The following is a 21673-nucleotide window of genomic DNA, read 5'->3' as shown; positions in this document are numbered from 1 at the left end:
GTCCAGGAACCATCTCGTTGGTCGAGGTCAGGCGAGTGACCCCAGACGGCGCCGGTAGCGCTGTTCGAAACCGGTCACATACACCGAAGGTGCGATCGAGGACGTCGAATGTTCCACCACCCCGTCGTCGGCGATATAGAAGATCGCCCGGCCGATCGCGATCTCACCACGCGGCACCGGCACGTACACCATCCAGCCGACCTCGACGCGCTCCGCGGTCAACTCAGCGAGCGGATAGCCGGTGGTATCAAGTCCCTGATCCAGGATGTAGGTACGGATACGGTCGATAGCATCCTGGGCCGACATCTCGCGCTGCCCTTCTCTGGCCGTGACGCCCGCGATCGAAAACTGATACAGCGCAGCGTCGATGTCGAAACCGTCCGCATCGCCGAAAACATCTGTCACCGTCGTCCGAGTAACGAGCCCCGCCTGCGCGACCGGCACCAGCACATCGGCCGCGGCACGCACCCGTGGCTCGGGCGCATCGGGCACCAGGCGCGTCACGATGTCGACCACGGTGCCTGCGGTCCATACTCCCGGAACCGCCGAACCGCACTGCTCGGGCGATGGAGATTCCCCCCGAAACCACTGCCCTTGCTCCCACCAGTAGCAGAACGACAGCAGTCCAGCCGCGGCCCGCGGATTCAGCACCGAGTCCGCCACCCAATCCGGCGCTCCAGCATAGAAACTCGGCATCGGCGCGTCCCCGTTGTACACCGCATCCAGCTCCGGCGGATCCCAGACCCCGCCCGACAGCACCGCACGCCCCCCGGGCAGCACATAGAGAGTCGAACCAGCCCGCCGGGAACTCTCGAACCAGCCCAGCGACGGCAGTATGCGCGGCCCCAACCGCGATCCGACCGCGACGAACGCCGCCGACAAAACCGCCCATCTCGCCCACAGCGCCGGGAGATTGGGCAGTTGATTCTCCATCGGCACCGGCCGTACCCCGGCGGCCCGATCGGCGCGCACCGCGGCAACCGCCGACCGCGGGCTGCGCGTCTGCCGGTCGCCGTGACCGACATAGGCCGCCAGCCACACCGGAAGCCGATCCCGCGGATACTCCGCAAGATCGGCTCGATACACCTCCGGCGCGAACATCTGACCGTCCGGAAACGGCTCGTCACCGTAGTCGTAACCGAATTCGGGTTCGCCACCATCGGACGACCAGACCAGCAGCCGCCACCACGGCCCATACTCGAGCCGCGCCGACAGCTCCCGCAGCCGCCGCACCGAGGCGAGCAGCGCCTCCGGCGGATCCACCTGCACGGACCGGTCATCCACGGTGAAAACGATCTCGACCGTCTCCTCGGCAACCGTCAGTGCGAAGACCGCCGTCATCGACCGCCACCCGGGCGGGCCCGACTCCGCGACCTCCGCCGCGACCTCTTTCGCCGAACACGTCATCTCGTCGTCGACGGTCTGCACAGTGGACAGCGACTCCCGGTCGGTGTGCGCGCCGTCGGCGTCAGACTGCTTCATACGACCAACCTCAATTCGAATTCCCCACTGCTGCAGCCGATCACCGCTCCTGCACGCCACCGCGCGCCACCGACACCTGTGCCGCGGTGTCGGTGAGCAGACCACACAGCGTCTTCGCTGGTTCGGTGGCTTTGTCCCCGTTGAGCATCACGTCGGTGAAGGCGTCGGCCAGCGCCGCACCGGCGTCGAACTGCCCGTTGTCGAAGCTCGCACCGCTCAACTGGTCACGCCAACGCTTGTATCCGGCCACCACCCGAGCGAGTCCGGCATTGTGGTAGCCGCTGTCGCCGCGCAAATACTCGCCGATCAAGATCCGCTGCGCCCGATTCCGTGCCTGCCCCGCACCGGCGAGGTCGAAGGCGCGACCGAATTCCCGAACCGTGGCCGCATACACGGTTCGCGTATCCGCCTGCGCGACGGCGGCACCCGGCCGACGCTGGTTCCGCAGGATCTCGTCGAGCCGTTCCGGATCGGCCGCCAGTCCACCATCGAGGGTTACCGACCACGAGTACGCCGACGCATCCGCATCGGTAGTCCGCGCCCGGCCCACGCACACGACGCACCCCTCGGCGACAGTCCCGATCGCAATGCCGCGGATATCGATCAGTCGATGCCTCGTCAGCACGTCATCGATCGCCGCGAGAAACTCTCCCACCACGGCCGCATCGAGGTCAGAGGCCTCGAAGCCCGACACCTCGACACCGTGCCGCTCGGACAACTGCTGTGCCAGTTGCATGATCGCGTTCCCGGTCCGCGGTCGAGTCGTCGGACCTGCCGCAACCGAGGACCCCTCACCTCGACTCCGCGGTCGGGCGCTCGCGGGCTTCTTCTCCGGTGTGGGCTTTCCCTCGCGGGCGGGCCCGGCGAGTGGAGACGGCCGGCCTGCCGGGTTTTCGGCCCCGGACCAAGGCGTGGCCGAAGGCTTCCGATCCCCGCGTGCACTCACCACGGGTGCGCGCGCGCCGGTCCGGCCCGTCGGGACAACACCGCGTCCCAACGGCTCACGCCCAGGCTGTACGGCCGTCGGCACGTCCGGGTGAACAGGTCGATCGGGATTACCGACACCCGGCGCGGAAGCACGAGCAGGTTCCGACCACCGCTGCCTCTGCAGCCCCTCGGCACGGCCAACAGCACTGTCGGCAACGTGGCTGTCAGCACCGTCGGAGACATCAGGTAGATCCGCCCGCGGGCGCGCCGCCGTGCCAACGGACGGATCGGCGCCTGACGCTGGCATACGCACTTCACCACGCGTGTCCATCCGGAGCTCCGGCTCGTTTTGCGCCCTGACAGTTCGCGTTGCGGACGAAGAATGCGAATCCGGAGAGCGCAGCGGAGGCGATCCGGCGGCCGACGCATGATCGGACTCGGGCACCCCAGCCTCCTCGGCAGGACGCACCACATTGTCGGCGGCCGCAGCGGTGTCTCCCACTGAACTGCCACCGGCCTGATCCGCGGACTCGACAGTGTCAGCCGCCTCCGTCACCTGTCTGCCGAAACCGCGCAACACCTTGGCCATATCGCGAAGGGCGACAACAGCCTGCTGTGCATCCGGCCCATAGGACTTCCCGAACTCCGCACCGGCATCGTCATCGCCCCACCACCGGCCCTCCGCGGACAGCACTGCGTCCAACCGCTGCACTACCTGCAGGACCTCATCGCCGATCTCCTCGAACGCGGCCCCCCGGGTACGCAGCAGTCGCGGATCGATCCATAGCGATCGACTCACAGCCACACTCCAGGTCGCGTTCGGGCAGACAGATCGCGATAAGCATGACCGGATAGGTAGCTTCGAATCATCGGTAACGGGTGCGCCAAGCCCACGCCCGGACGCTTCGGGGCGGATTGCCGGGCCGGAGCCCATCTTGCTGATACTTAATTTCCGAGTCACCGGGGCACAGACTGCGCTATCCCCAAATCCGCCATCTCCTTCTCGATGGCCTTCGCCGCGAAAACCAGACCCATGGACCGCAACTCATGAACTCGCCTGTGCAGCGCATCAGTACCCCCTGGGACAGCCGCGATATGGGCGATACCGATAGGCGCCGCGATAGAAGTCAGCGGTCGATCCGCCATGCCATCCAACCTTTCTGCCGCTCCGCTCATAAAGTTCGACGATGCGCACGAACGAAATATCTCCACATGAGTCTCCGCAGTTAGGTAGTGGTCCGACATCAGTACCCGCCGGGGTGAATCACGATTGCTGGCCGAGGTGCGGCGTAATGAGCCGATTCAGCAGTGCTGGCACTTCGGATCGCTATTACCGTTGAACTGCCACCGCCAGCATGGTCAGCATTTGCACAGAGCATTGGCGAAGAGACTCGCACGACGAACCAGGCTACGAAGACGCGTCGATTGTTGCCACACGATGGGCGGCACGAGCGTACCGGTCCATGTCTCGACCAGGATCCGCAATGAGGCCATGAATAAATCGAGTAAACGGATACCAAAAGCATAGCCGATCAACCGGATGACGTGGTCACGATGGCCATATAGTCGCTGAACTCCATATCGAGCAGCCCCAGATAAGATCTTTCGCCGGGTGCAGAATATCGACCGGATCGATGACATAAAATTACTCGGACAGTTCGACAGCGGAAGAATCTTTCAGTTAGTCCAGCCCAATCTCTGATTAGCCGACGATCCGGCCGTGGGGTCGGCCCACATGGTCACGATGGACCGCCGATGCGAACATAGCGAAGACTATGGTCAGCACGCATTTTTCGAACGCCGTCAACTCTCGTGTATATCCGCCCACCCGCAATATTTGCTAGGCGCATGCCGAATCCCGCAACGTCGACTCACCCTGCGGTGTCACAATCATCAACTGATAGGTAGATTTCACACATCCGCAGAGCGGTGGATTCACGAGATTTCGTTGGCAGTGTGTCGGACCGACCGGCTACTCTGCTCGATGTGTCAGCGCAACGCCCCTTCGGTAGCGGTTCTCTTCCAACAGCGGCCAGTGATTTCGTCGGACGAGAACGAGAGCTGGAAAAAATCGCAACCTTATTTCTGTCTTCGACGCGACTGATTACCTTGATCGGCACGGGCGGCATCGGTAAGACCCGGCTCGCGACTGAAGCCGTCCACCGCTATCACAAGGCGCGGCGGGTGCCGATTCACTGGGTCCGGCTGGCCCGACTCCCCGCGGGCTCGGATGCGACGGCGGTCGAGGACGAGCTCGCTCACTCGATCATCGACATGGACTTCTCGAACCGGTCGACCTGGGATGCCTTGATCGATAAGTTGACCAAGACCGAGGGCACCAGCCGCAATCCGCAGGCCATTCTGGTGATGGACAACTGCGAGCACGTACTCGACGGTGCCGGACAGGCGATTGCGGCGTTGCTGGATGCGGTGCCCGGACTGACCGTACTGGCCACCAGCCGCGAGGCCATCGGCTGGGTCGACGAGCAATTGGTGCCGGTCCCGGCACTGTCACGCGAACAGGCGCTCGCTTTGTTCCGCGCCCGAGCGGAGTTGACCGGTCACCCTATCGCGGGTGATGACGACGCCGCGGTCGCCGGTTCGATCTGCTGGCATGTACACAACCATCCCCTCTACATCAGGCTGGCCGCCGCCCGGCTGACGCGGCAACCGTTGCCGATGATCCTGCGTGATCTCAGCGGGGAGGACGACGACCGACGGCTGCGCTGGTCGCATGGCCCACGGGTCGGCGCAGACGAAAGACATTGGCGCATCCACGATGTCATCGCCTGGTCCTACGACCTCTGCCAGGACGACGAGCGCCTGCTTTTCGAGCGCATGTCGGTCTTCGCCGCCGGTTACGACAGCAATACGGACGACGATCACGGCACGTCGAGGCGCGATGTGGGGGCCGAACTCGAAGCGATCGAGGCGGTATGCGCCGACGACGACGGCGCTGGCATCGCTCGCGACGAGATCGAGGGTTTGCTCGAACGTCTCGTGGACCAATCGCTCGTCACGGTGCACCTGACACCTAATTCGGTCCGGTATTCACTGTTGGAAAGCTTGCGAGTCTTCGCGCAGCAGCGGCTGAACGAGCGATCGGCGGGGGCGGAGTGGCAACGGTTGGCCGGCAGGCACCGACGGTACTACCGGGACAAGGCCGTCCGCGCTGGGGCCGATTGGTTCGGCCCGGCCGAGCAAGAGTTGCTGGACTGGGCTCGTGCGGCGTGGGACAACCTGCTCACCGCGATGGACAGCAGCCTCATCACACCCGGAGAGTCCGCGATCGGATTGGAGATCGCGACCGGGTTGATCGCCCTGCGTCTTCCGTTCTTCCTGGGTTCCCTGCGCGAGTCCCGCCGGTGGGCGATGCGCACCCTGGAAGCGACCCGCGGTCTCGATCCCCAGCCCATTGAACTGCAGACCGCCTCGATGGCGCTGACCGCATGGTTGACCTCGTGTCAGGGCGTGCACGACGAGGCCGCCCAGATGCTCGATGAATGCGTCGCCGCCTGCGTCACGGATGCGGCAGCGAGATCGAATTGGCGAGACGATCCGATGGCCGATCTCGGTCTGCCGGCTCCTGTCGACTTCGCCTTGGGTACCGAACTGCTCTTCGCGGATGATCCGCGCTCGATTGTGGTCCTGGCACGTGCGCGCGAGCGGTTACGCGCGGATGGCGATGAGGGCGGTGCCGCCATGAGCGAATTGTTCCAGGCCCTGGCGGCCGGACTGCTCGGCACCGCGGCACAGGCATTGGAGATCGCACAGCGCTACCTCGACCGTGCCACGCGGTCGGGTGCCGGATGGGCACAGTCCTGGGCCGAATTGGCCTGGGCGATAGCACTGACCAAGCACGGTGATCCACATGAGGCGTTGGCCGTCGGGCGTACCGCGCTGAGGAGTCAACTGTCTATGCGGGACCAGTGGGGAGCGATCTGGGCGGTCCATATCCGGACGTGGACACTGGCACGATTGGTCGCCGACGCACGCGTCGACCATGGCGCACAGCCCGATTCAGTGCTCTGCTTGGCGACGGAGATCGCAAATCTCGTCGGCGGTGCCGGCACGGTACGGCAGCAACTCGGCGTGAACATCGCCAACCTCGGACCGTTCGCCACCGAAACCGATAAGGCGATTGCGGTAGCCCGAGATGTGCTCGGACACAAGGCCTTCGCAGCCGCCACACACGAAGGAGCGATACTTCGAACCGAATTCGACGAAGTGGCTCGACTGGCGCTCGGCACTCTGTCGTTGAACAAGCTGGCACTCGACCACCCGATCCGTCGGCACCGACCATCCAAATGGAGCGAGTTATCGGCCGCCGAACGCGAAGTGGCGGTATTCGCCGCAGCAGGCTGGACCAACACGGCGATCGCGGCAAGTCGTGGCATCTCGTTCAAGACGGTTGACGCACAGATCGCCTCGATCTTCAGCAAACTGATGATCAACTCGCGAGCCGATATCATCACCCTCATTCCCAGCGATACCCGGGAGAAGGTCGCGCAGGCAGCCGCCCGCCGCCCCCAGCAGCGAAGACATCGGTAGCCGAATCAGTGTGTCCACGACTCGGCCGCGCGCTCAACTCCCGCATCGAACCGGCCACAGTGTTCAATTCGGTGGCGATTTCGGCCAGCACTTTCGATACCTCGATCGCATCGGCTCGCAAGATATCCGTCGACAGCGGCGCCTCATCCGCGGCGAATCGCATGACATCCCGAATCCCGCTGCCGCACAACCGCAACACCGCGTCGTCGGCGCCTCGAATGCTCGCCGCCAATGCCGACGCGACCAGATGCGGCACATGCGAGATCCTGGCCACGGCCCGATCATGCTCGGACGGCGTCATCATGACCGGGTGTGCACCGGTCAGACCGACCAACTCGACAACGGCGTCGATCGCGGCCGGATCCGTATCCGCACCCGGCGTGAGGGCCCACGGTCGATCTCGAAACACATCAGCTGACGCGGCGAGCGGACCCGAACGCGTACGACCGGCCAATGGATGACCACCGACATAGTTCTTCACATCGCAGCCGATCAGCTCGGCATCAACCGTAGGAGCCACTTTGACGCTGCCGACATCGGTATAGAAATGTGCCATCGATTTGACCTGACATTCGGCGAGCACTGTCGCGATATCACTCGACGGCACGGCCAACACCGCGATATCGACCGGCGCCGCGGGCAGACCGACGACTCCCGCTCGCCGCGCCGCCGCCATGGCGACCGTATACGGATCCCGATCGCACAAATACGTCAGAATTCCCTGCTTACGCAGGGCGAGTGCGATAGATGTTCCGATCATTCCGGTGCCGATTATCGCAACCTCGCGCACCAACCGGCCCGGCGGCGCTTTCACCACAACCGACAGATTGCCGAATTGAGGACATCACAAATTTTCATTACCCAACCTCGTTGGACTCGGCTCAGCACAGTACAAAGTGCCTGCTAGGGACGAGCTGATCTCGATGGGCAACAAGCTACTCGGCACGCACCGACCGGTTCAATAGGGAATACACATAGATAGATAATTCTCGGCAATTACCTATCAACAGTCGCTACCTACACAATCCCATTTCGTCGCGACGAAACAGGTGGCGCAAGTTCGTACAGCGATCACCGATGCCGTAGACCTACTTATGGTCCCATTCTGGAGTTCGACAGACCGGAATGGAGAGGTGTGAAGAGCATGGTGTGCTGTGTGCTGCTCGCCGGGCTCCTGGTGTTCGGGCCGCGTGGTGTGCGTATCCACCGCGCCTTTCGAGCCCGTCGCCAGGGCCGGCGGCCGAATCGTCATCCACTCGAAATCGCCGTCTCCGGGCATCTCGTCGAACCCTCGCATACGACAGCCCTTCTCGTGCCCACCCGGCCAGCGGCGGCGCGCACACCACAGGAGTCGACATGAGCACAGCTGCACCGGTTCAGGAGTCCACGTCGAATATTCGCCTGCGCGGACCCGCGACCTCCCGATGGTTGCGGCGCACTCTAGTGCTCACCTCGCTGGTCTGGACCGCCGCGGCGGTCCTTCCCCAAGCTCTCGGGCTGTCGGATGCGTGGCGGGCCTTCGGCACCGGACTCATCATTCCGGGCGCCGGTCTGTTGTACGCGATGCCGCCGCTCGACCACACCTTCGCTACCGAGGTTGTCGTCGGCCACGCCGTGCTCCTCTGGGCCGAGGTCGCTGTCGCTAGTGCGGCGGTGCGCCGAGGCCGCGGTCTGCTGGTCGCTGGAGCGGTCGCACCGCTGGTCGCAATAGCGGTCGTGGCCGTGCCGACGTTTGTCGTGGTGGCCGGTCATATTGCCGCCTTCATCGGCGTACTGGCCGCCGCGAGTTGGGCATTTGCCTTCCGTTCGGTGGCGCGGTCGGATTATGTGACCCTGCCGGCGATCGTGCTCTTCGCCGCCGCGGTCTCCGCGGCGCTGACGCAGGTGCACGGCGACATGCCGGGACCGATGACATGGGTGTGGTGGGGTGCTCCTGTTGTCGCGGTGGGGCTTTCGGCATTCGGGTTGATTCGTGAGCGCGTCCGGCATGGCGCCGCTCGCCGGCTCGGGATCGAACGGGAAAACTATTTGGCCGGGCGGCGAGGTTCGGCGCGGACGAATCCGGTGCCGCTCGACCACCGGCTGGGTACGCCCGAGGTGACCGAGGCCGATGTCGATCAGCTGCGATTGCTGCGATATCTGATGAGCATCGCCGCGCAGCCACTGGAGAACTGGGACGGTTTCGACGCCGAGGGTGCGGGCCCGTTGCAGCAGTACCGGTATCAGCTCAATGCCATCGGCTGGGCACTGGCGATGTACGGATACTCGCATACCCCCGCTTTGCGCGGACCACTGCACCGCGCACAACTCGCCGTCCTCACACGCATGCAGGACCAAGCGGTCTGGGGATACTGGCACCACCAGAATCTATTGGGCAATTGGGACTTTCGCGCGCGACGCGCGGATCCGATCGACGTGCCACAGAACATCATGTTCACCGGCTACCTCAACCTGCAACTCGCCATGTTCGGGCAGGCGACCGGTGACCGCCGCTTCGACACACCCGGCTCGCTGACCTTCTCCTGGTCCCCCACCGAGGAATTCGCCTACGACCACCCTGCGATCAACGACATCGTGATCCGGAACTTCGGCGGTGACCTCGGCCTGTGGCCGTGCGAACCGCTGCCGGTCGGCCGCCGCCGCAGGCACGGCCTGGTCTTTCCGTATTGCAATGCGGTGAGCGCGGCGGGCGTCGCGATACTCGACGCACTGGTCGGGACCAGCCACGCCGCCGACATCAGCCGCCGCTTCCAACGCGGCCTCGATAGCGAGTTCACCGCCGCCGATGGCGATATCGTCTCCTTCATCGCCTCTGGACTCGGCTTCACCGCACGAGCATTCCGAGGACCGGCAACCACCGCGTCGGTCGCGGCTTTCGTCGCGCCGCTACTGCCCGACCTCGCCTGGCGCGCATGGGAAATACTGCTGCGCGAATGGCTGACCACCGACCGGTTCCGGCACCTCGGCACCGGCGGATCCGAATCTCCGATCGTCGCGGACTGGGGCTCGCAGGCGGCAACCAACGCCGAATCATTCGCAGCGGCAATGCTGCTCGCACAGGAATGCGGAGAATCCGAGTGGTGCACCGAACTCTGGACAGCGGCGACCGAGCAGCTGGGGTTCAGCGGAGATGCTCGACAACCGGGGGTCTGGAGTTTCGATGCGGCCTCCTTACATGCCAACGGCATGCTGGGTCTCGGCGGGCTCGGTCGCACCTACGCCCTCACCGACATGATGTCGCGCCCCCGGCCACCGCAATGGAACGCAGGGCCTCGGATCTTCGACTTGCCACATCCGAATGTCCTTGTGGCGAAAGCAGTTTCCGATGGTTACGGCCTGGACGCTGTCGTCTGCCCCGGCCTCGGACCGGGCCGATTCGCGCTAGTACTGGATCAACTCACCCCCCGAGGCCAGTATCTGATCCACGGTGCGGTGGAACGAGAAGTGACCGCCGACGCGACCGGCAGCGCCCGGATAGCGGTCGAACTCGAGACCTCGAGCACCATCGCGGTGCGGCCGGTGCCGCACGGCCCTATCTAGGAAAGGATGACCGGGAGGGCCGACAAGGCCCGGTGGAAGGGACCGGGTCGCCAGGTCAGGTTCTCGGCGGGAATCGCCAGCCGCATACCTGGCAGGGCGTCCAGGAGTTGGTCTATGGCGTCTTGCGCGATCAGGTATGCCGCGGTGCGGGCCGGGCAGGCGTGCGGTCCGGCGCTCCACGCCAAATGCGAACGGTTGCCGGTGTGTTCACCGACGCTGATAGCCGGATCGTTATTGCAGCCGGCCATGCTGATCACGACGGGTTGATGTGCCGGAAGCCAGACATCGTCGATCAGAACCGGTTGACGCGGGTAGGTGACGCAGAAGTTCGCCATCGGGGGATCGGTGAACAAGACCTCGTCGAGCGCATCGCGGGTCGATAGGCTCCCGCTGAGTATGTCGCCGCCGAATCGGTCATCGGTGAGCATCAGCAGCAAGGTGTTGACGATCAAGTTCTGCTGCGGCTCGATCCCCGCGCCGTAGAGAACGACGAGTTGGTGGATCAATTCCATATCGTCGAGCTTGCTCGGGTGATGGATCAGTCGGGTGGCGATGTCGTCACCGGGTTCGGCTCGTTTGAGCGCGATCAACCGCGCCAGCGCCTCGGCGAGCAGGACGTTGCCCTTGTCGGCGTCGATACCGTCGAACAGCGCCGCGATTCCGGCCGCGACCTCCTCCCCGATCTGAGGGGGACAGCCGATCATGGCATTGACGACCGCGAAAGCGAGCGGGAAGGCGTACTCGTCTACCAGATCGACCGTGCCAGCCTCGGGCATACCATCGATCAGTGGGGCGGCGAGACTCTCTACCGTGGCGTGCAGCGCGTGTAGATCGACCTCGCCGATGCTCGCGGTATTCGCCTGTCGGTAGCGTGCATGCTCGATCCCGCTGCTACGCAACGCATTCGGACGCCATTCCAGGACCGGAAGCACCGGGCAATCGGCCGGGACAGTTTGCTGCCAAGCCCGCGGATCGGCCGGAAAGTGCTCGGGGTCGTGCAGGATTCGTATCGCGGCGCGATAACCGATCACCAGGGTGGCGGGTACACCTGGGGCAAGATAAACCGGTACCAGCGCGCCATAGCGTCGACGCATCTCTCGGTAGAAATGGTGCGGATTCGCGGCGAATTCCGGACTGAACAATGCCACCCGTCGATCATCGGGATCGACCGGCGATTGGTGGTGTGGAATCGGACTTGTCACCATCCGAGCTGCCATCCCTCTCCCTGGGGCTCTGACAGGCCAGTCATGTCCCGCCGAACGTGCGCCCGCGCTATTCGTACCGTTAACGCTGGGCTGCGCACGGCCTTTTGAACCACCGACCAGCCGAGCCCTGGCACAGTAGAACAACAATGGCGAGTGCGGCAGACAAACCCACAGCAGCGACTCCCCCTCACCGAGTTGACGCCACTCATAGTCACCGACTAGGTAGGTGACGAGCATCAGTAGTTTCGGATTTTACGAGTGCCACTATGGTCCGCGAACGAATGTCCGTCATTGGGCGAAGTCCCCAGCTCGGGTGACCTCGGACCCCCACCGGAGTTCAGCGCGACGCGGCAAGCACCGCATCCGTCGCCACGGCATTGCCGACGGTGATCCTGATACCCGTGCCGCAATGCTTGACCTGGATTCCGTCGCGCTCGAAAGCCGAGCAAAGCCGGTCGATTTCGGCATTGCCGCAGGAATCCAGGTACACGAAATTCGCCGCACTCGTCGGCACCGCGAAGCCGAGCCCGCGCAACCCCTCGGTGAGCCGACCGCATTCGTGGGTGATCGCCGCGGTGCGCACCGCCAATTCCGCCTCAGCGTCATAGCACGCTCGCACACCGGCCTCGGCCAGAGCCGTCACCCGGAACGGCAACTGCCACCGTCGAATTCGCGCGATCACCGGCACCGCGCCGATCGCATACCCGACCCGCAACGCCGCCATTCCGTACGCCTTCGAGAAGGTCCGCGTCACAACCAGATTCGGATACCGAGCCGTCAGGTCAGTCGTAGCCATCCGATCCGCCACCGCGACGAAGTCGATGTACGCCTCGTCGAGCACGACCGTGACGGACGGATCGATTCGATCGAGGAAACCCTCGAGTTCGGCCTGTCCGATGCGGGTACCGGTCGGATTGTGCGGACTGCACAGCACAACTACCCGCGTGCGCATATCGATGGCATCGCCCATGGCGTCGAGATCCTGATGACCGTCCGCAGTCAGTGGAATCTCGACGGCCCGACCGCCAATGGCCTCGGTCAGCAGCGGATATCCGTCGAAGGTCGGCGTGGCCATCACGACACCGTCGCCGGGCGCGACGAACTCGCGCAGGATATACGTGATGACCCCGGTGGCACCCGCGCCGACCACCACCTGCTCGGGCGGCATACCGAGCCTTTCGGCGATCATCCCGGGCAGCCTGCGCGGCAGGTACTCCGGATAACGGTTCGCCGCCACCCGTGCGCCACGCAGCGCGGCACGCACGGATGGTAACGGGCCATAAGGATTTTCGGTGAGCGCGAGCCGATGCTCCAGTTCCGAGGCCGGCGACATATCGAATCCCCTCGCTCAGGGTCGATGAAGGCCCGCACGACTATTCGTGCGGGCGCTCGATTCGAACGGATGCTGTGCGGTCGCTAAAGAACGGAATTCATGATCGTGCCCGCACTAGCGGCGACCGCGCCACCGGCCATCGCACTGGCAATCATCTTCGGCGACTGCAGCCCGCCCCCGGACCATTTTTCCCAGGCGAACCGACCACCGCCGTAGGTAATGGCGGTGACTCCGGACAACTGAATCAGCCAGGTGAAATACTGGCCCATTTGCATCAGTTTGTCCGCCATCGGCGGCGCCTCCGGTGTCGGATTACTGATCTCGGCTAGTACGGTGTCGTGTAACGCGGCGAGAATCATGCTCACTTTCATGCTCCTTGTCGCATGCGGGGTGCCGGGAGAAGAAGAGACTTCGCAATGAACCGCTGCAGCGCGTTGACCTCATAGATTCAACCTCATCAAGATCATGTGACGCAGCCGACACACCGAAATCGATCCCCTAATGCAGCCCGAATCCCAGCCTGCCGGACGTTCGCCACCCCTATCCTGAGCGAGGAAAATTCGCCGGATAGGGCCGCCGACCGAGGGCGGCTCGGCGGTTGCGGGACCCGACACCCCGCCCCGCCCACAGGAGGGAATCGTCATGCCGGATAGCTGGGCTGAAACCGCCACTGGGTTGCCGACCAAAATCGACACGAGTGTGGCTCATGAAGCTCGTGTTTACGATTATTGGCTCGGCGGAAAGGATAATTACCCGGCTGACCGTGCGCTCGGCGATGCCATAGCCACCCATATTCCGGCGATCCGCCGTATGGCCCGAGCCAACCGGGCTTTCCTCGGCCGCGCCGTGCGCTACATCGTCGACGCTGGCATCACCCAGTTCCTCGATATCGGCACCGGCATACCCACCGCGGGTAATACCCACGAAATCGCCCAGGCCATCGCATCGGACGCGCGCGTGGCCTATGTGGACAACGACCCCATCGTCCTCGCGCACGCGCGGGCGCTCATGTCCAGCACCCATGAGGGCAAAACAGCCTTCATACATGCGGATCTGCATGATCCGGCGTCGATAATGCGCGATCCCTCCTTGACCGCGACTCTGGATCTCAACCGTCCGGTCGCCATCATGCTGGTCGCGATCATGATGTATTTCCGCGATAACGACGATCCGCACGCCATTATCGAGAACCTGCTGGAATCGGTACCCTCCGGCAGCTACCTCGTGATCACCCATCCCACCGCTGATTTCGACGCCCGCGCCATGGCCAGGGTGGTGGCCTCGGCCGAATCCGCCGGTATCACATTCAATCCTCGCAGCCGTGCCGAAACCGAAGCCTTATTCGCCGGAACCGAAATCGTCGAACCGGGCGTCGTTCCTGTCGTCACCTGGCATCCGGAGCTGATCGGTGGCATATCGGATCGAGTGCGAGCGATCCAGGCCGATCCGGAATCCGCGTGGTACTGGGCGGGCGTGGGCCGCAAGGCCTGACACCGACCGACGTTTGGCTCGGCGCCCCTCGGCAACTCCACCCCTGAGGTGATCGATCATGGTCAACGATCTGGAGAAGCGGTGGACGGCGGACGAGCGGACCTTTCGCCGGGTGGCGATCTACGTGGCGGCGGTGCTCGTGGTGGCCGCGCTCGTCTTCGTGATCACCGCGATATGGGCGGCGCAACGCAGGGCGTGCGCGGCCGCGGAGACGATGCTGTGTGACACCGCCGCTAAAACCGCGATCCTGACCGGCCCGACCGTGGTGCTGATGCTCGGCGGCATCTGCGCATTCGTGCAAACCTATCGCGTGTGGCGGCGTGGCCGGAGTTGGCCGATCTGGCAGGGCGCTGGCTGGTTCCTGTTCACAATGATGATCGTCTACCTGGGCATCGGCGGCGGCAGCGTCGCCAGCTGAGCGGATCGATAGGGGGTGTGACGTGGAGCATACGCAGTTGGGTTGTGCACAATTTAATTGCCCACTACCGTAGTGGACATGACCGATCACCTCACCCTCGACGAGCAGTTGTGCTTCCGGCTCTATGCCGCGTCGCGGGCGATGACAGCGGTCTATCGCCCGAAGCTCGAACGCCTCGGGCTCACCTACCCGCAGTACCTGGTGATGTTGACACTGTGGGAACGCGACGGCCGCAGCGTCGGCGACCTCTGCGAAGTACTGCTACTCGACTCCGGAACGCTGTCGCCGCTACTCAAGCGGTTGGAGGCGGCAGGCCTGGTCGAACGTCACCGGGCAGCGGCCGACGAACGGCGCGTCGATATCCAACTGACCGAGCGCGGCCGCGAATTGCGGTCCGAAGCCCGTTGCCTGCCAACAGAAATGGGCGAGGCCAGCGGCCTGTCCCCCGATGAATTCACCGCTCTACGCGAAACCCTTCGGCGACTTGCCGATTCGCTGATGTCCCACCCTCGATCGAAAGAGAGTCAGCCATGACCGCCCTCTACACCGCAGAAGCCCTCGCGACCGGTGACGGACGCAACGGCCACGCCCGCACCTCGGACGGCAAGATCGACGTCGCGCTCAACACCCCGAAGGAAATGGGTGGCAGCGGCGTGGGCACCAACCCGGAGCAGCTCTTCGCGGCGGGCTACGCGGCCTGCTTCCACAGTGCGCTGCGCCTGGTCGGCAAGCGCGAAGGCGCGAATGTCGACGATTCCGCGGTCGGCGCGAAGGTCGGCATCGGGCCGAACGACGACGGTGGCTTCGAGCTGACCGTCACCCTGGAGATCTCGCTGCCGCACCTGTCTCCCGCCGAGGCGCAGACCATCGCCGACAAGGCGCACCAGGTGTGCCCGTACTCCAATGCGACCCGCGGCAATATCGACGTCCAGGTCACCCTCGCCGACGACTGACGAAAGGAATCCACATGCGTGCCGTAGTCATCGAAAGTTTCGGCGAGCCGAAGGATGTGCTCACCACCGCACAGCAGCCGACGCCCGAACCCGGGCCCGGACAGGTGCGGATCGAGCTGATCCTCGCGCCCATTCACAACCACGATCTGGCGACCATTCGCGGGGTCTACGGCTACAAGCCCGCGCTGCCCGCGGTTCCTGGTACCGAGGCCGTTGGCCGGATCGATGCATTGGGATCGGATGTGAACGGACTGGAAGTCGGTCAGCGCGTGAGCGTTTCCGGCATCCACAATGTGTGGGCCGAGTATTTCCTGGCCAAGGCGACGCAGGTGGTTCCGCTGCCGGACAGCATTTCCGATGAGACGGCAGCACAGTTGCTCGCGATGCCGCTCAGTTCGCTGATGCTGCTCGAGGATCTGCGGGTTTCGCCCGGTGACTGGATTGCGATCAATGCCGCCAATGGTGCGGTCGGCCGCCTGGTGAATGTGCTTGCGCGGCAACGCGGTCTCAATGTGCTCAATCTGGTTCGCGGCCCAGCTTCCGTTAAGTCGTTGCAGGAGTTGGGTTTCGAACCGGTCTTCGATACCGAATCGGAGGGCTGGCTCGACCACGCTGTCGCGGCGACGGCGGGTGCGCCGATCGTGCGCGCCGTGGACCAGGTCGGTGGGCGGGCAGCTGATGCGCTGCTTTCGCTGCTGGGCCAGGACGGTGAGCTGATTTCGTTCGGCGCACTGTCCGGCCAGCCGCTGTCCATCAATCCGGGTCCGCTGATCTTCAAACAGGCTGTGGTCAAGGGCTTTTGGGGCTCCAAGCGGGCCGAGCAGACCAGCGGCGAGGATATGCGGCGCCTGATCGGTGAACTCGTAGGGATGGCGGCGACCGGTGCGCTGCGCCTCGATGTGGAGGCCGTCTATCCGCTGGAGTCCGCCGCCGATGCCGCAGCAGCGAGCGAAACACCGGGGCGGTCGGCCAAGATCGCGCTGTCGCCGCAACCGGTGTAGTCCGATCCGAGTCCGCTACCCGACTCGCACCACGAGTTTGCCGAAGTTACGGCCCTCGAGCATGCCGATGAACGCCTCCGGTGCATGCTCGAGGCCTTCGACAATGTCCTCGCGGTAGCGGACCCGGTTCTCGGTGATCCAGCCGGACATCTCGCGCAGGAAGTCTTTGTACATCTCCTGGACGAATTCACTCTGGATGAATCCGCGCACAGTTAGACTCTTGGTCAGAATGCGACCGTAGAAGTCGGGCAGGCGATCGGGTCCCGCTGCTGCGCCGGTCACGTTATAATTCGCGATGAGTCCGCAAACCGGCACGCGCGCATAGGTATTCAGCAGTGGATATACCGCGTCCGCCACCGCACCACCGACATTTTCGAAATAGATATCGATGCCATCGGGTACCGCGGCCCCCAGTTGATCGGCGAAATCCGGTGCGCGATGGTCGATTGCGGCATCGAAGCCCAATTCTTCACGCACATAGGCGCATTTCTCTGGGCCACCCGCAATGCCGACCGCCCGGACCCCCTTGATGCGGGCGATCTGGCCGACGGCGGAACCGACCGGGCCGCTGGCCGCGGCGACGACCAGGGTCTCCCCCGCCTTCGGCTGCCCGATCTTCAATAGCCCGGAGTACGCCGTGAACCCGGGCATACCGAGCACGCCGAGCGCGGTCGATATCGGCGCTTTGTCCGGATCCAGCTTGCGCAGGCCCGACGCGGGCGCGATCTGATGCGTCTGCCAGCCCGAATAGGCCTGCACCACATCACCTTTCGCGAGGGAGGGGTCCCGGGATTCGAGCACCTCGGCGACGGTGCCACCCACCATCACATCGCCGATCTCGACCGGCGCCGCATACGACTTGGCGGCACTCATCCGTCCGCGCATATACGGATCGAGGGACAAATACAGGGTGCGCAGCAGCACCTCGCCCGCACCGGGCTCGGGAAGTGCCGCGGTCTCGATGCGGAAATTCGCCGGGTTGGGCGCGCCCTCCGGCCGGGAAGCCAGCACAATCCTCGTCGACTCGACCATATGGCTTACCCTATCGCTAGCCACTCAGCGAAGCACGGAATAGCTAGGTTGGCTAACAGATATCGCGCTGCCATGGATAGAGGGCTGTCAACTCCCCTGACGACAGTTCGCGGCTTCACCGAAGTTCGTATTCGACTACGACCTGCTCAGGAGTTAATTTGGCGCCGCAATTTCGCACCGTACGCCCCGCGCGGACAGCACTCACGACCACCGCCGCACTGGCGTTGCTGCTGAGCGTCGGCCTCGGCACCGCAACCGCCCGCCCTGTCGGTCCGTTCGACGTCGGCGGAGCCATCGAGGTCGAATACGACCAGGTGGGCGGCCCCGGCGCGCTCGGCGATCCGACCGGTCCCGAACTCGATGCCGCCAACGGCGGCCGGTATCAGGCGTTCGAGCGCAATGCCTCGATCTACTGGCATTCCGATAGCGGCGCCAATGAGGTCGGCGGTCCGATCCGCGACAAATGGCGTGACCTCGGCTGGGAGACCGGTGTGCTGCGCTATCCGGTCACCCGTCAGCTGTCCACACCGTCGGGCTTCGGCAACTACAACGTTTTCCAGGGCGGATCCATCTATTGGTCCCTCGGCACCGCCGCGCACCAGATCGGCGGCGCGATCCGCGATAAATGGGGGTCCTACGGCTGGGAGAGCGGTGCGCTCGGGTTCCCGCTCACCGACGAGGCGGCCGCGCGCGCGGACAACGGCCGCTACAACCTGTTCCCCGGTGGCGCGATTTATTGGTCCCCACGTTCCGGTGCACATGTCGTCTGGGGTGCGATCCGCGATCTGTGGGTGTCCAATGGCGCGGAATCCGGGCGGTACGGATTCCCGACGGGCGAGGAATACGACTACCAGGGCGGAAAAGCGCAGGACTTCCAGGGCGATCGGATCACCTGGCAGCCCTAGAAAGATGCGGTGTGGCGCTTACGTTGCGCCACACCGCATCTCGCAGGTGCGATCAGGTGAGGCCGCCGTCGTAGCACAGACTCGCGGTACGCGACGACGGTCCCGGGCGCGGCGAATCGGGATCGAAGGTCCAGTCCGAAATCGGACCCGCGGCCTTCCAATGCAGCCCACCCTTGCTGTCCGCGACCACCCGGTATACATGGTCAGCGCCGTCGATGAGCTGGTTGCCGACGCAGTAGTCGGTGTATTCGGTGCCTGGCTGGTGTGCGCCCGCGCTGAACAGCCGGACCGGATGTGCGTACGCACCTGGGTTCGGCACGGAACTCGGCCGGTTCGTCGGCCCGCCCTTCGACCAGTGCGGTGCGCCGCGGCTGTCGGTTTCGCAACGGAAGTCGCGACCGCCTGCGACGACGGTCGCGCCTCGAACGTGCGTAGTGCCCGCCCAGAGACAGGGGACAGTGGATCCGACGGTTCGGGTACTCGCCGCTGCGGTCGCGGCACCGAGTTCCCGGGTACTCGCTGATGCGGTCCCGGCACCGAATTCGAGGGCGCCCACTGTGACCGCGACGGTCGTCAGCAGGGTGGATGCCTCGACCTTTCGCACAGTCGTGATCATCAGCAAGTCCTTGCCGCGGCGCGGCATACTGTCCAGCCGTCACCGTCCGGGCGCGGTACCCGGGTCCATGTCGTCGTGCCGCCGGTGGGGTTGCCGGAGGCATCGGTGCCGGACTCGTTCTGGCTGCGGTATTCGCGCAGATTGTTCTGTTGTTCGTTGCGCCGCAACGAATTCTGCGGGGCGTGGTGGTAGCCGAACGGATCGATGTGATGCCAGCCGGTGGTGTCGCGACCGCTGGTACTGCTGCGATTGTTCAAGTGGTCCGAGCGCGCGTCCGGAATCGCGAGCGCCTCGCCCGCGCCGACCACCGTGCCCAGGGTGATCACGCCGACAAGCAATGCGAGGGCTCTGCCTCGTGCTCCACCGCGCTTGCTCATGGTTGTTGTTCGATGCATCATGGCCCCTTTGCCTCAGTGCTACAACTACTGAGACGAATAGTAGATAAACAACCTGAGAAGTTTCAGCACCTTATCTAGCAGGCTATTTCAGGGCATCGGCGACAGCAAGCACGTAACTATTCAGTAGAACGTGCACACCAAGCTCACGACCGCCTCAGGAGCCGGGCCCTCTTACCGGCACCCTGGCGCTCCCACGTATGCGTGCCCAGCCACAAGGCCACCACAAGGTGACGGCACAGCAGATCGCGACCTAGCCCCGAAATAATTCCGTGCGGGAATAGCTGCGGCCGCGATACGTTGCTCCGGGGTGGTTAGTGGAGCGAAGGAGAGGGGCCGGTCGGTGGCAGTCGAGGCAGTGGAGTCGTCCGTCGGTCTGCGATCCGATCGAGGTGCGATCCTTGCTTCGCTGATGCTCGCGACAGGGCTGGTCGCGCTGGATTCCACCATTATCGCGACCGCGGTGCTGACTATCACCGACAGCCTCGGCGGATTCTCGCAGTTCCCATGGTTGTTCTCGATTTACCTACTGACACAAGCAGTTACGGTTCCGGTGTACGGCAAGGTTGCCGATACGGTCGGGCGCAAACCGGTAATCCTGTTCGGCATCGCGGTTTTCGCGCTCGGCTCGCTGCTGTGCGGTGTGGCGACGAGCATGCTGGGCCTGATCATTTTCCGCGCGGTACAGGGCATCGGCGCGGGCGCCATCTTGCCGATGACCATGACCATCGCGGGCGACCTCTATACGCTGACCGAACGCGCCAAGGTTCAGGGTTATCTGGCCAGTGTGTGGGCGATCTCGGCGGTCGTGGGACCGCTACTGGGTGGACTGTTCGCCGAATACGTCAGCTGGCGCTGGATCTTCCTGATCAATATCCCGCTGTCCGCACTCGCCGGGTGGATGCTGGTCCGTAACTTCCAGGAGAGCACCCCTCGCCGCAAGCAGCGCGTCGACTATCTCGGTGCGGCACTGCTCACCGTCGGCGCGGGGGCGTTGATTCTCGGTTTGCTCGAGGGTGGACAGGCCTGGGCCTGGTCGTCGCCGACCGGCATCGGCATCTTCCTCGGCAGCGCATTGGTGCTGGTGCTGTTCGCTCTGGTCGAGCGACGAGCCGCGAATCCGATTCTGCCGCTGTGGGTTTTCACGCGACGGGTCATTATCGCCAGCAGTCTGGTCTCGGTGCTGGTCGGCGCGATCCTGCTCGGCATGACCTCCTATGTGCCGACTTTCACCCAGGGTGTGCTCGGCACCGGGGCACTGATCGCCGGTCTCACCGTCGGCGCACTCACCCTCGGCTGGCCGCTGGCCGCATCACAGGCCGGAAAGGTGTACCTGCGCATTGGTTTTCGCGCGACCGCGCTGATCGGCAGCACCCTGGCCACGATAGGTGCCGCAACCACGCTGCTGATCGATGAGAATTCCTCGCTGATCCAGGTCGCCGCTTCGTGTTTCGTGATCGGCACCGGCATGGGCCTGGTCGCAACACCCACCTTGATCGCGGCGCAGACGACGGCGGAATGGTCCGAGCGCGGCGTGGTCACCTCGGCGAATATGTTCGCCCGATCATTGGGCAGTTCGGTCGGTGTCGCGATATTCGGCGCGATCGTGAACTCACGCGTCGGCGACACCGACCACCCGGCTCCGGTACTGCTGTCCTCGGCGGTGCATCTGGTCTTTCTCGCGGTCGCCGCGATGGCCTTGGTCATGGTGACCGCATCCGCGATGATGCCGCGCCTGGGCACGAACGCCGCCTAGCGATTTCGGCGGCTGTGCGTCCACCCAGAAGTCGCGGACCAAGCCGCGGCGCAGCTGCCAGAGCCTGT

At 64.4% G+C, this 21673-nt stretch carries 18 protein-coding genes; 9 read left to right on the top strand and 9 right to left on the bottom strand.

The window, feature by feature from the left end:
- Positions 1 to 27 precede the first annotated feature (27 nt).
- Together ACIBJI_RS15605 and ACIBJI_RS15600 are read right to left on the bottom strand one after the other, a co-directional pair.
- Positions 28 to 1482: a hypothetical protein gene (locus ACIBJI_RS15605; protein WP_397084598.1), complete on the bottom strand. Its 1455-nt coding sequence runs from the start codon at positions 1480 to 1482 to the stop codon at positions 28 to 30.
- A 40-nt stretch (positions 1483 to 1522) separates the two neighbouring features.
- Positions 1523 to 3208 (bottom strand): hypothetical protein, encoded by a 1686-nt coding sequence (locus ACIBJI_RS15600; RefSeq protein ID WP_397084596.1) that lies wholly within the window; start codon positions 3206 to 3208, stop codon positions 1523 to 1525.
- A gap of 1130 nt (positions 3209 to 4338) precedes the next feature.
- Here ACIBJI_RS15600 and ACIBJI_RS15595 point away from each other — a divergent pair.
- Positions 4339 to 6960 (top strand): AAA family ATPase, encoded by a 2622-nt coding sequence (locus ACIBJI_RS15595; protein ID WP_396955376.1) that lies wholly within the window; start codon positions 4339 to 4341, stop codon positions 6958 to 6960.
- Here ACIBJI_RS15595 and ACIBJI_RS15590 read toward each other — a convergent pair.
- A complete protein-coding gene (locus ACIBJI_RS15590) occupies positions 6887 to 7777 on the bottom strand; it encodes a prephenate dehydrogenase/arogenate dehydrogenase family protein (protein WP_364343725.1) in 891 nt (296 codons plus the stop codon). The genes ACIBJI_RS15595 and ACIBJI_RS15590 overlap by 74 nt on opposite strands.
- A 539-nt stretch (positions 7778 to 8316) precedes the next feature.
- Here ACIBJI_RS15590 and ACIBJI_RS15585 point away from each other — a divergent pair.
- Entirely contained in the window at positions 8317 to 10500 is a 2184-nt protein-coding gene (locus ACIBJI_RS15585; protein ID WP_397084594.1) for a hypothetical protein, read from the top strand.
- Here ACIBJI_RS15585 and ACIBJI_RS15580 read toward each other — a convergent pair.
- The 3 genes from ACIBJI_RS15580 to ACIBJI_RS15570 form a co-directional block, all read right to left on the bottom strand.
- Positions 10497 to 11717 carry a cytochrome P450 gene (locus ACIBJI_RS15580; protein WP_396955374.1) on the bottom strand — a complete coding sequence of 407 codons (1221 nt, stop codon included), beginning with the start codon at positions 11715 to 11717 and terminating at the stop codon, positions 10497 to 10499. The genes ACIBJI_RS15585 and ACIBJI_RS15580 overlap by 4 nt on opposite strands.
- Positions 11718 to 12042: 325 nt before the next feature.
- The gene (locus ACIBJI_RS15575) at positions 12043 to 13038 is read right to left on the bottom strand and encodes an aminotransferase class I/II-fold pyridoxal phosphate-dependent enzyme (protein ID WP_364343734.1); all 996 of its coding nucleotides are present in this window, start codon (positions 13036 to 13038) and stop codon (positions 12043 to 12045) included.
- Positions 13039 to 13121: 83 nt separating this feature from the next.
- Positions 13122 to 13397, bottom strand: coding sequence for a hypothetical protein (locus ACIBJI_RS15570; protein ID WP_364343858.1), 276 nt, complete (start codon positions 13395 to 13397; stop codon positions 13122 to 13124).
- A 283-nt stretch (positions 13398 to 13680) separates the two neighbouring features.
- Between ACIBJI_RS15570 and ACIBJI_RS15565 the strand changes: the two genes are divergently transcribed.
- The 5 genes from ACIBJI_RS15565 (at position 13681) to ACIBJI_RS15545 (ending at position 16901) form a co-directional block, all read left to right on the top strand.
- Positions 13681 to 14529 carry an SAM-dependent methyltransferase gene (locus tag ACIBJI_RS15565; protein WP_364343737.1) on the top strand — a complete coding sequence of 283 codons (849 nt, stop codon included), beginning with the start codon at positions 13681 to 13683 and terminating at the stop codon, positions 14527 to 14529.
- A 58-nt stretch (positions 14530 to 14587) separates the two neighbouring features.
- Positions 14588 to 14947: a hypothetical protein gene (locus ACIBJI_RS15560; RefSeq protein ID WP_364343740.1), complete on the top strand. Its 360-nt coding sequence runs from the start codon at positions 14588 to 14590 to the stop codon at positions 14945 to 14947.
- 78 nt (positions 14948 to 15025) lie between these two features.
- Positions 15026 to 15481: a MarR family transcriptional regulator gene (locus ACIBJI_RS15555; RefSeq protein WP_364343743.1), complete on the top strand. Its 456-nt coding sequence runs from the start codon at positions 15026 to 15028 to the stop codon at positions 15479 to 15481.
- Positions 15478 to 15900 carry an organic hydroperoxide resistance protein gene (locus ACIBJI_RS15550; RefSeq protein WP_040695933.1) on the top strand — a complete coding sequence of 141 codons (423 nt, stop codon included), beginning with the start codon at positions 15478 to 15480 and terminating at the stop codon, positions 15898 to 15900. Before ACIBJI_RS15555 ends, ACIBJI_RS15550 begins: the two co-directional genes overlap by 4 nt.
- Before the next feature lie 14 nt (positions 15901 to 15914).
- Positions 15915 to 16901 carry a zinc-binding dehydrogenase gene (locus ACIBJI_RS15545; protein ID WP_364343747.1) on the top strand — a complete coding sequence of 329 codons (987 nt, stop codon included), beginning with the start codon at positions 15915 to 15917 and terminating at the stop codon, positions 16899 to 16901.
- Positions 16902 to 16916: 15 nt separating this feature from the next.
- Here the strand turns inward: ACIBJI_RS15545 and ACIBJI_RS15540 are convergent, their stop codons facing one another.
- Positions 16917 to 17933 carry an NADP-dependent oxidoreductase gene (locus ACIBJI_RS15540; RefSeq protein WP_397084591.1) on the bottom strand — a complete coding sequence of 339 codons (1017 nt, stop codon included), beginning with the start codon at positions 17931 to 17933 and terminating at the stop codon, positions 16917 to 16919.
- 158 nt (positions 17934 to 18091) lie between these two features.
- Between ACIBJI_RS15540 and ACIBJI_RS15535 the strand changes: the two genes are divergently transcribed.
- Entirely contained in the window at positions 18092 to 18838 is a 747-nt protein-coding gene (locus ACIBJI_RS15535) for an LGFP repeat-containing protein (RefSeq protein ID WP_397084589.1), read from the top strand.
- 52 nt (positions 18839 to 18890) lie between these two features.
- On the opposite strand, the gene ACIBJI_RS15530 is transcribed toward ACIBJI_RS15535, so the two are convergent.
- The gene (locus ACIBJI_RS15530; protein WP_364343756.1) at positions 18891 to 19454 is read right to left on the bottom strand and encodes a hypothetical protein; all 564 of its coding nucleotides are present in this window, start codon (positions 19452 to 19454) and stop codon (positions 18891 to 18893) included.
- Positions 19454 to 19849: a hypothetical protein gene (locus ACIBJI_RS15525; protein ID WP_364343759.1), complete on the bottom strand. Its 396-nt coding sequence runs from the start codon at positions 19847 to 19849 to the stop codon at positions 19454 to 19456. The genes ACIBJI_RS15530 and ACIBJI_RS15525 overlap by 1 nt, the downstream gene beginning before the upstream one ends.
- Before the next feature lie 343 nt (positions 19850 to 20192).
- On the opposite strand from ACIBJI_RS15525, the gene ACIBJI_RS15520 reads away from it, so the two are divergent.
- Complete coding sequence (locus ACIBJI_RS15520) at positions 20193 to 21605, top strand: MDR family MFS transporter (protein ID WP_364343762.1); 1413 nt, start codon at positions 20193 to 20195, stop codon at positions 21603 to 21605.
- Positions 21606 to 21673 lie beyond the last annotated feature (68 nt).

Source organism: Nocardia sp. NPDC050408 (assembly GCF_044458905.1).
Lineage (GTDB): Bacteria > Actinomycetota > Actinomycetes > Mycobacteriales > Mycobacteriaceae > Nocardia.
This window is presented reverse-complemented; position numbering and strand designations above follow the sequence as displayed.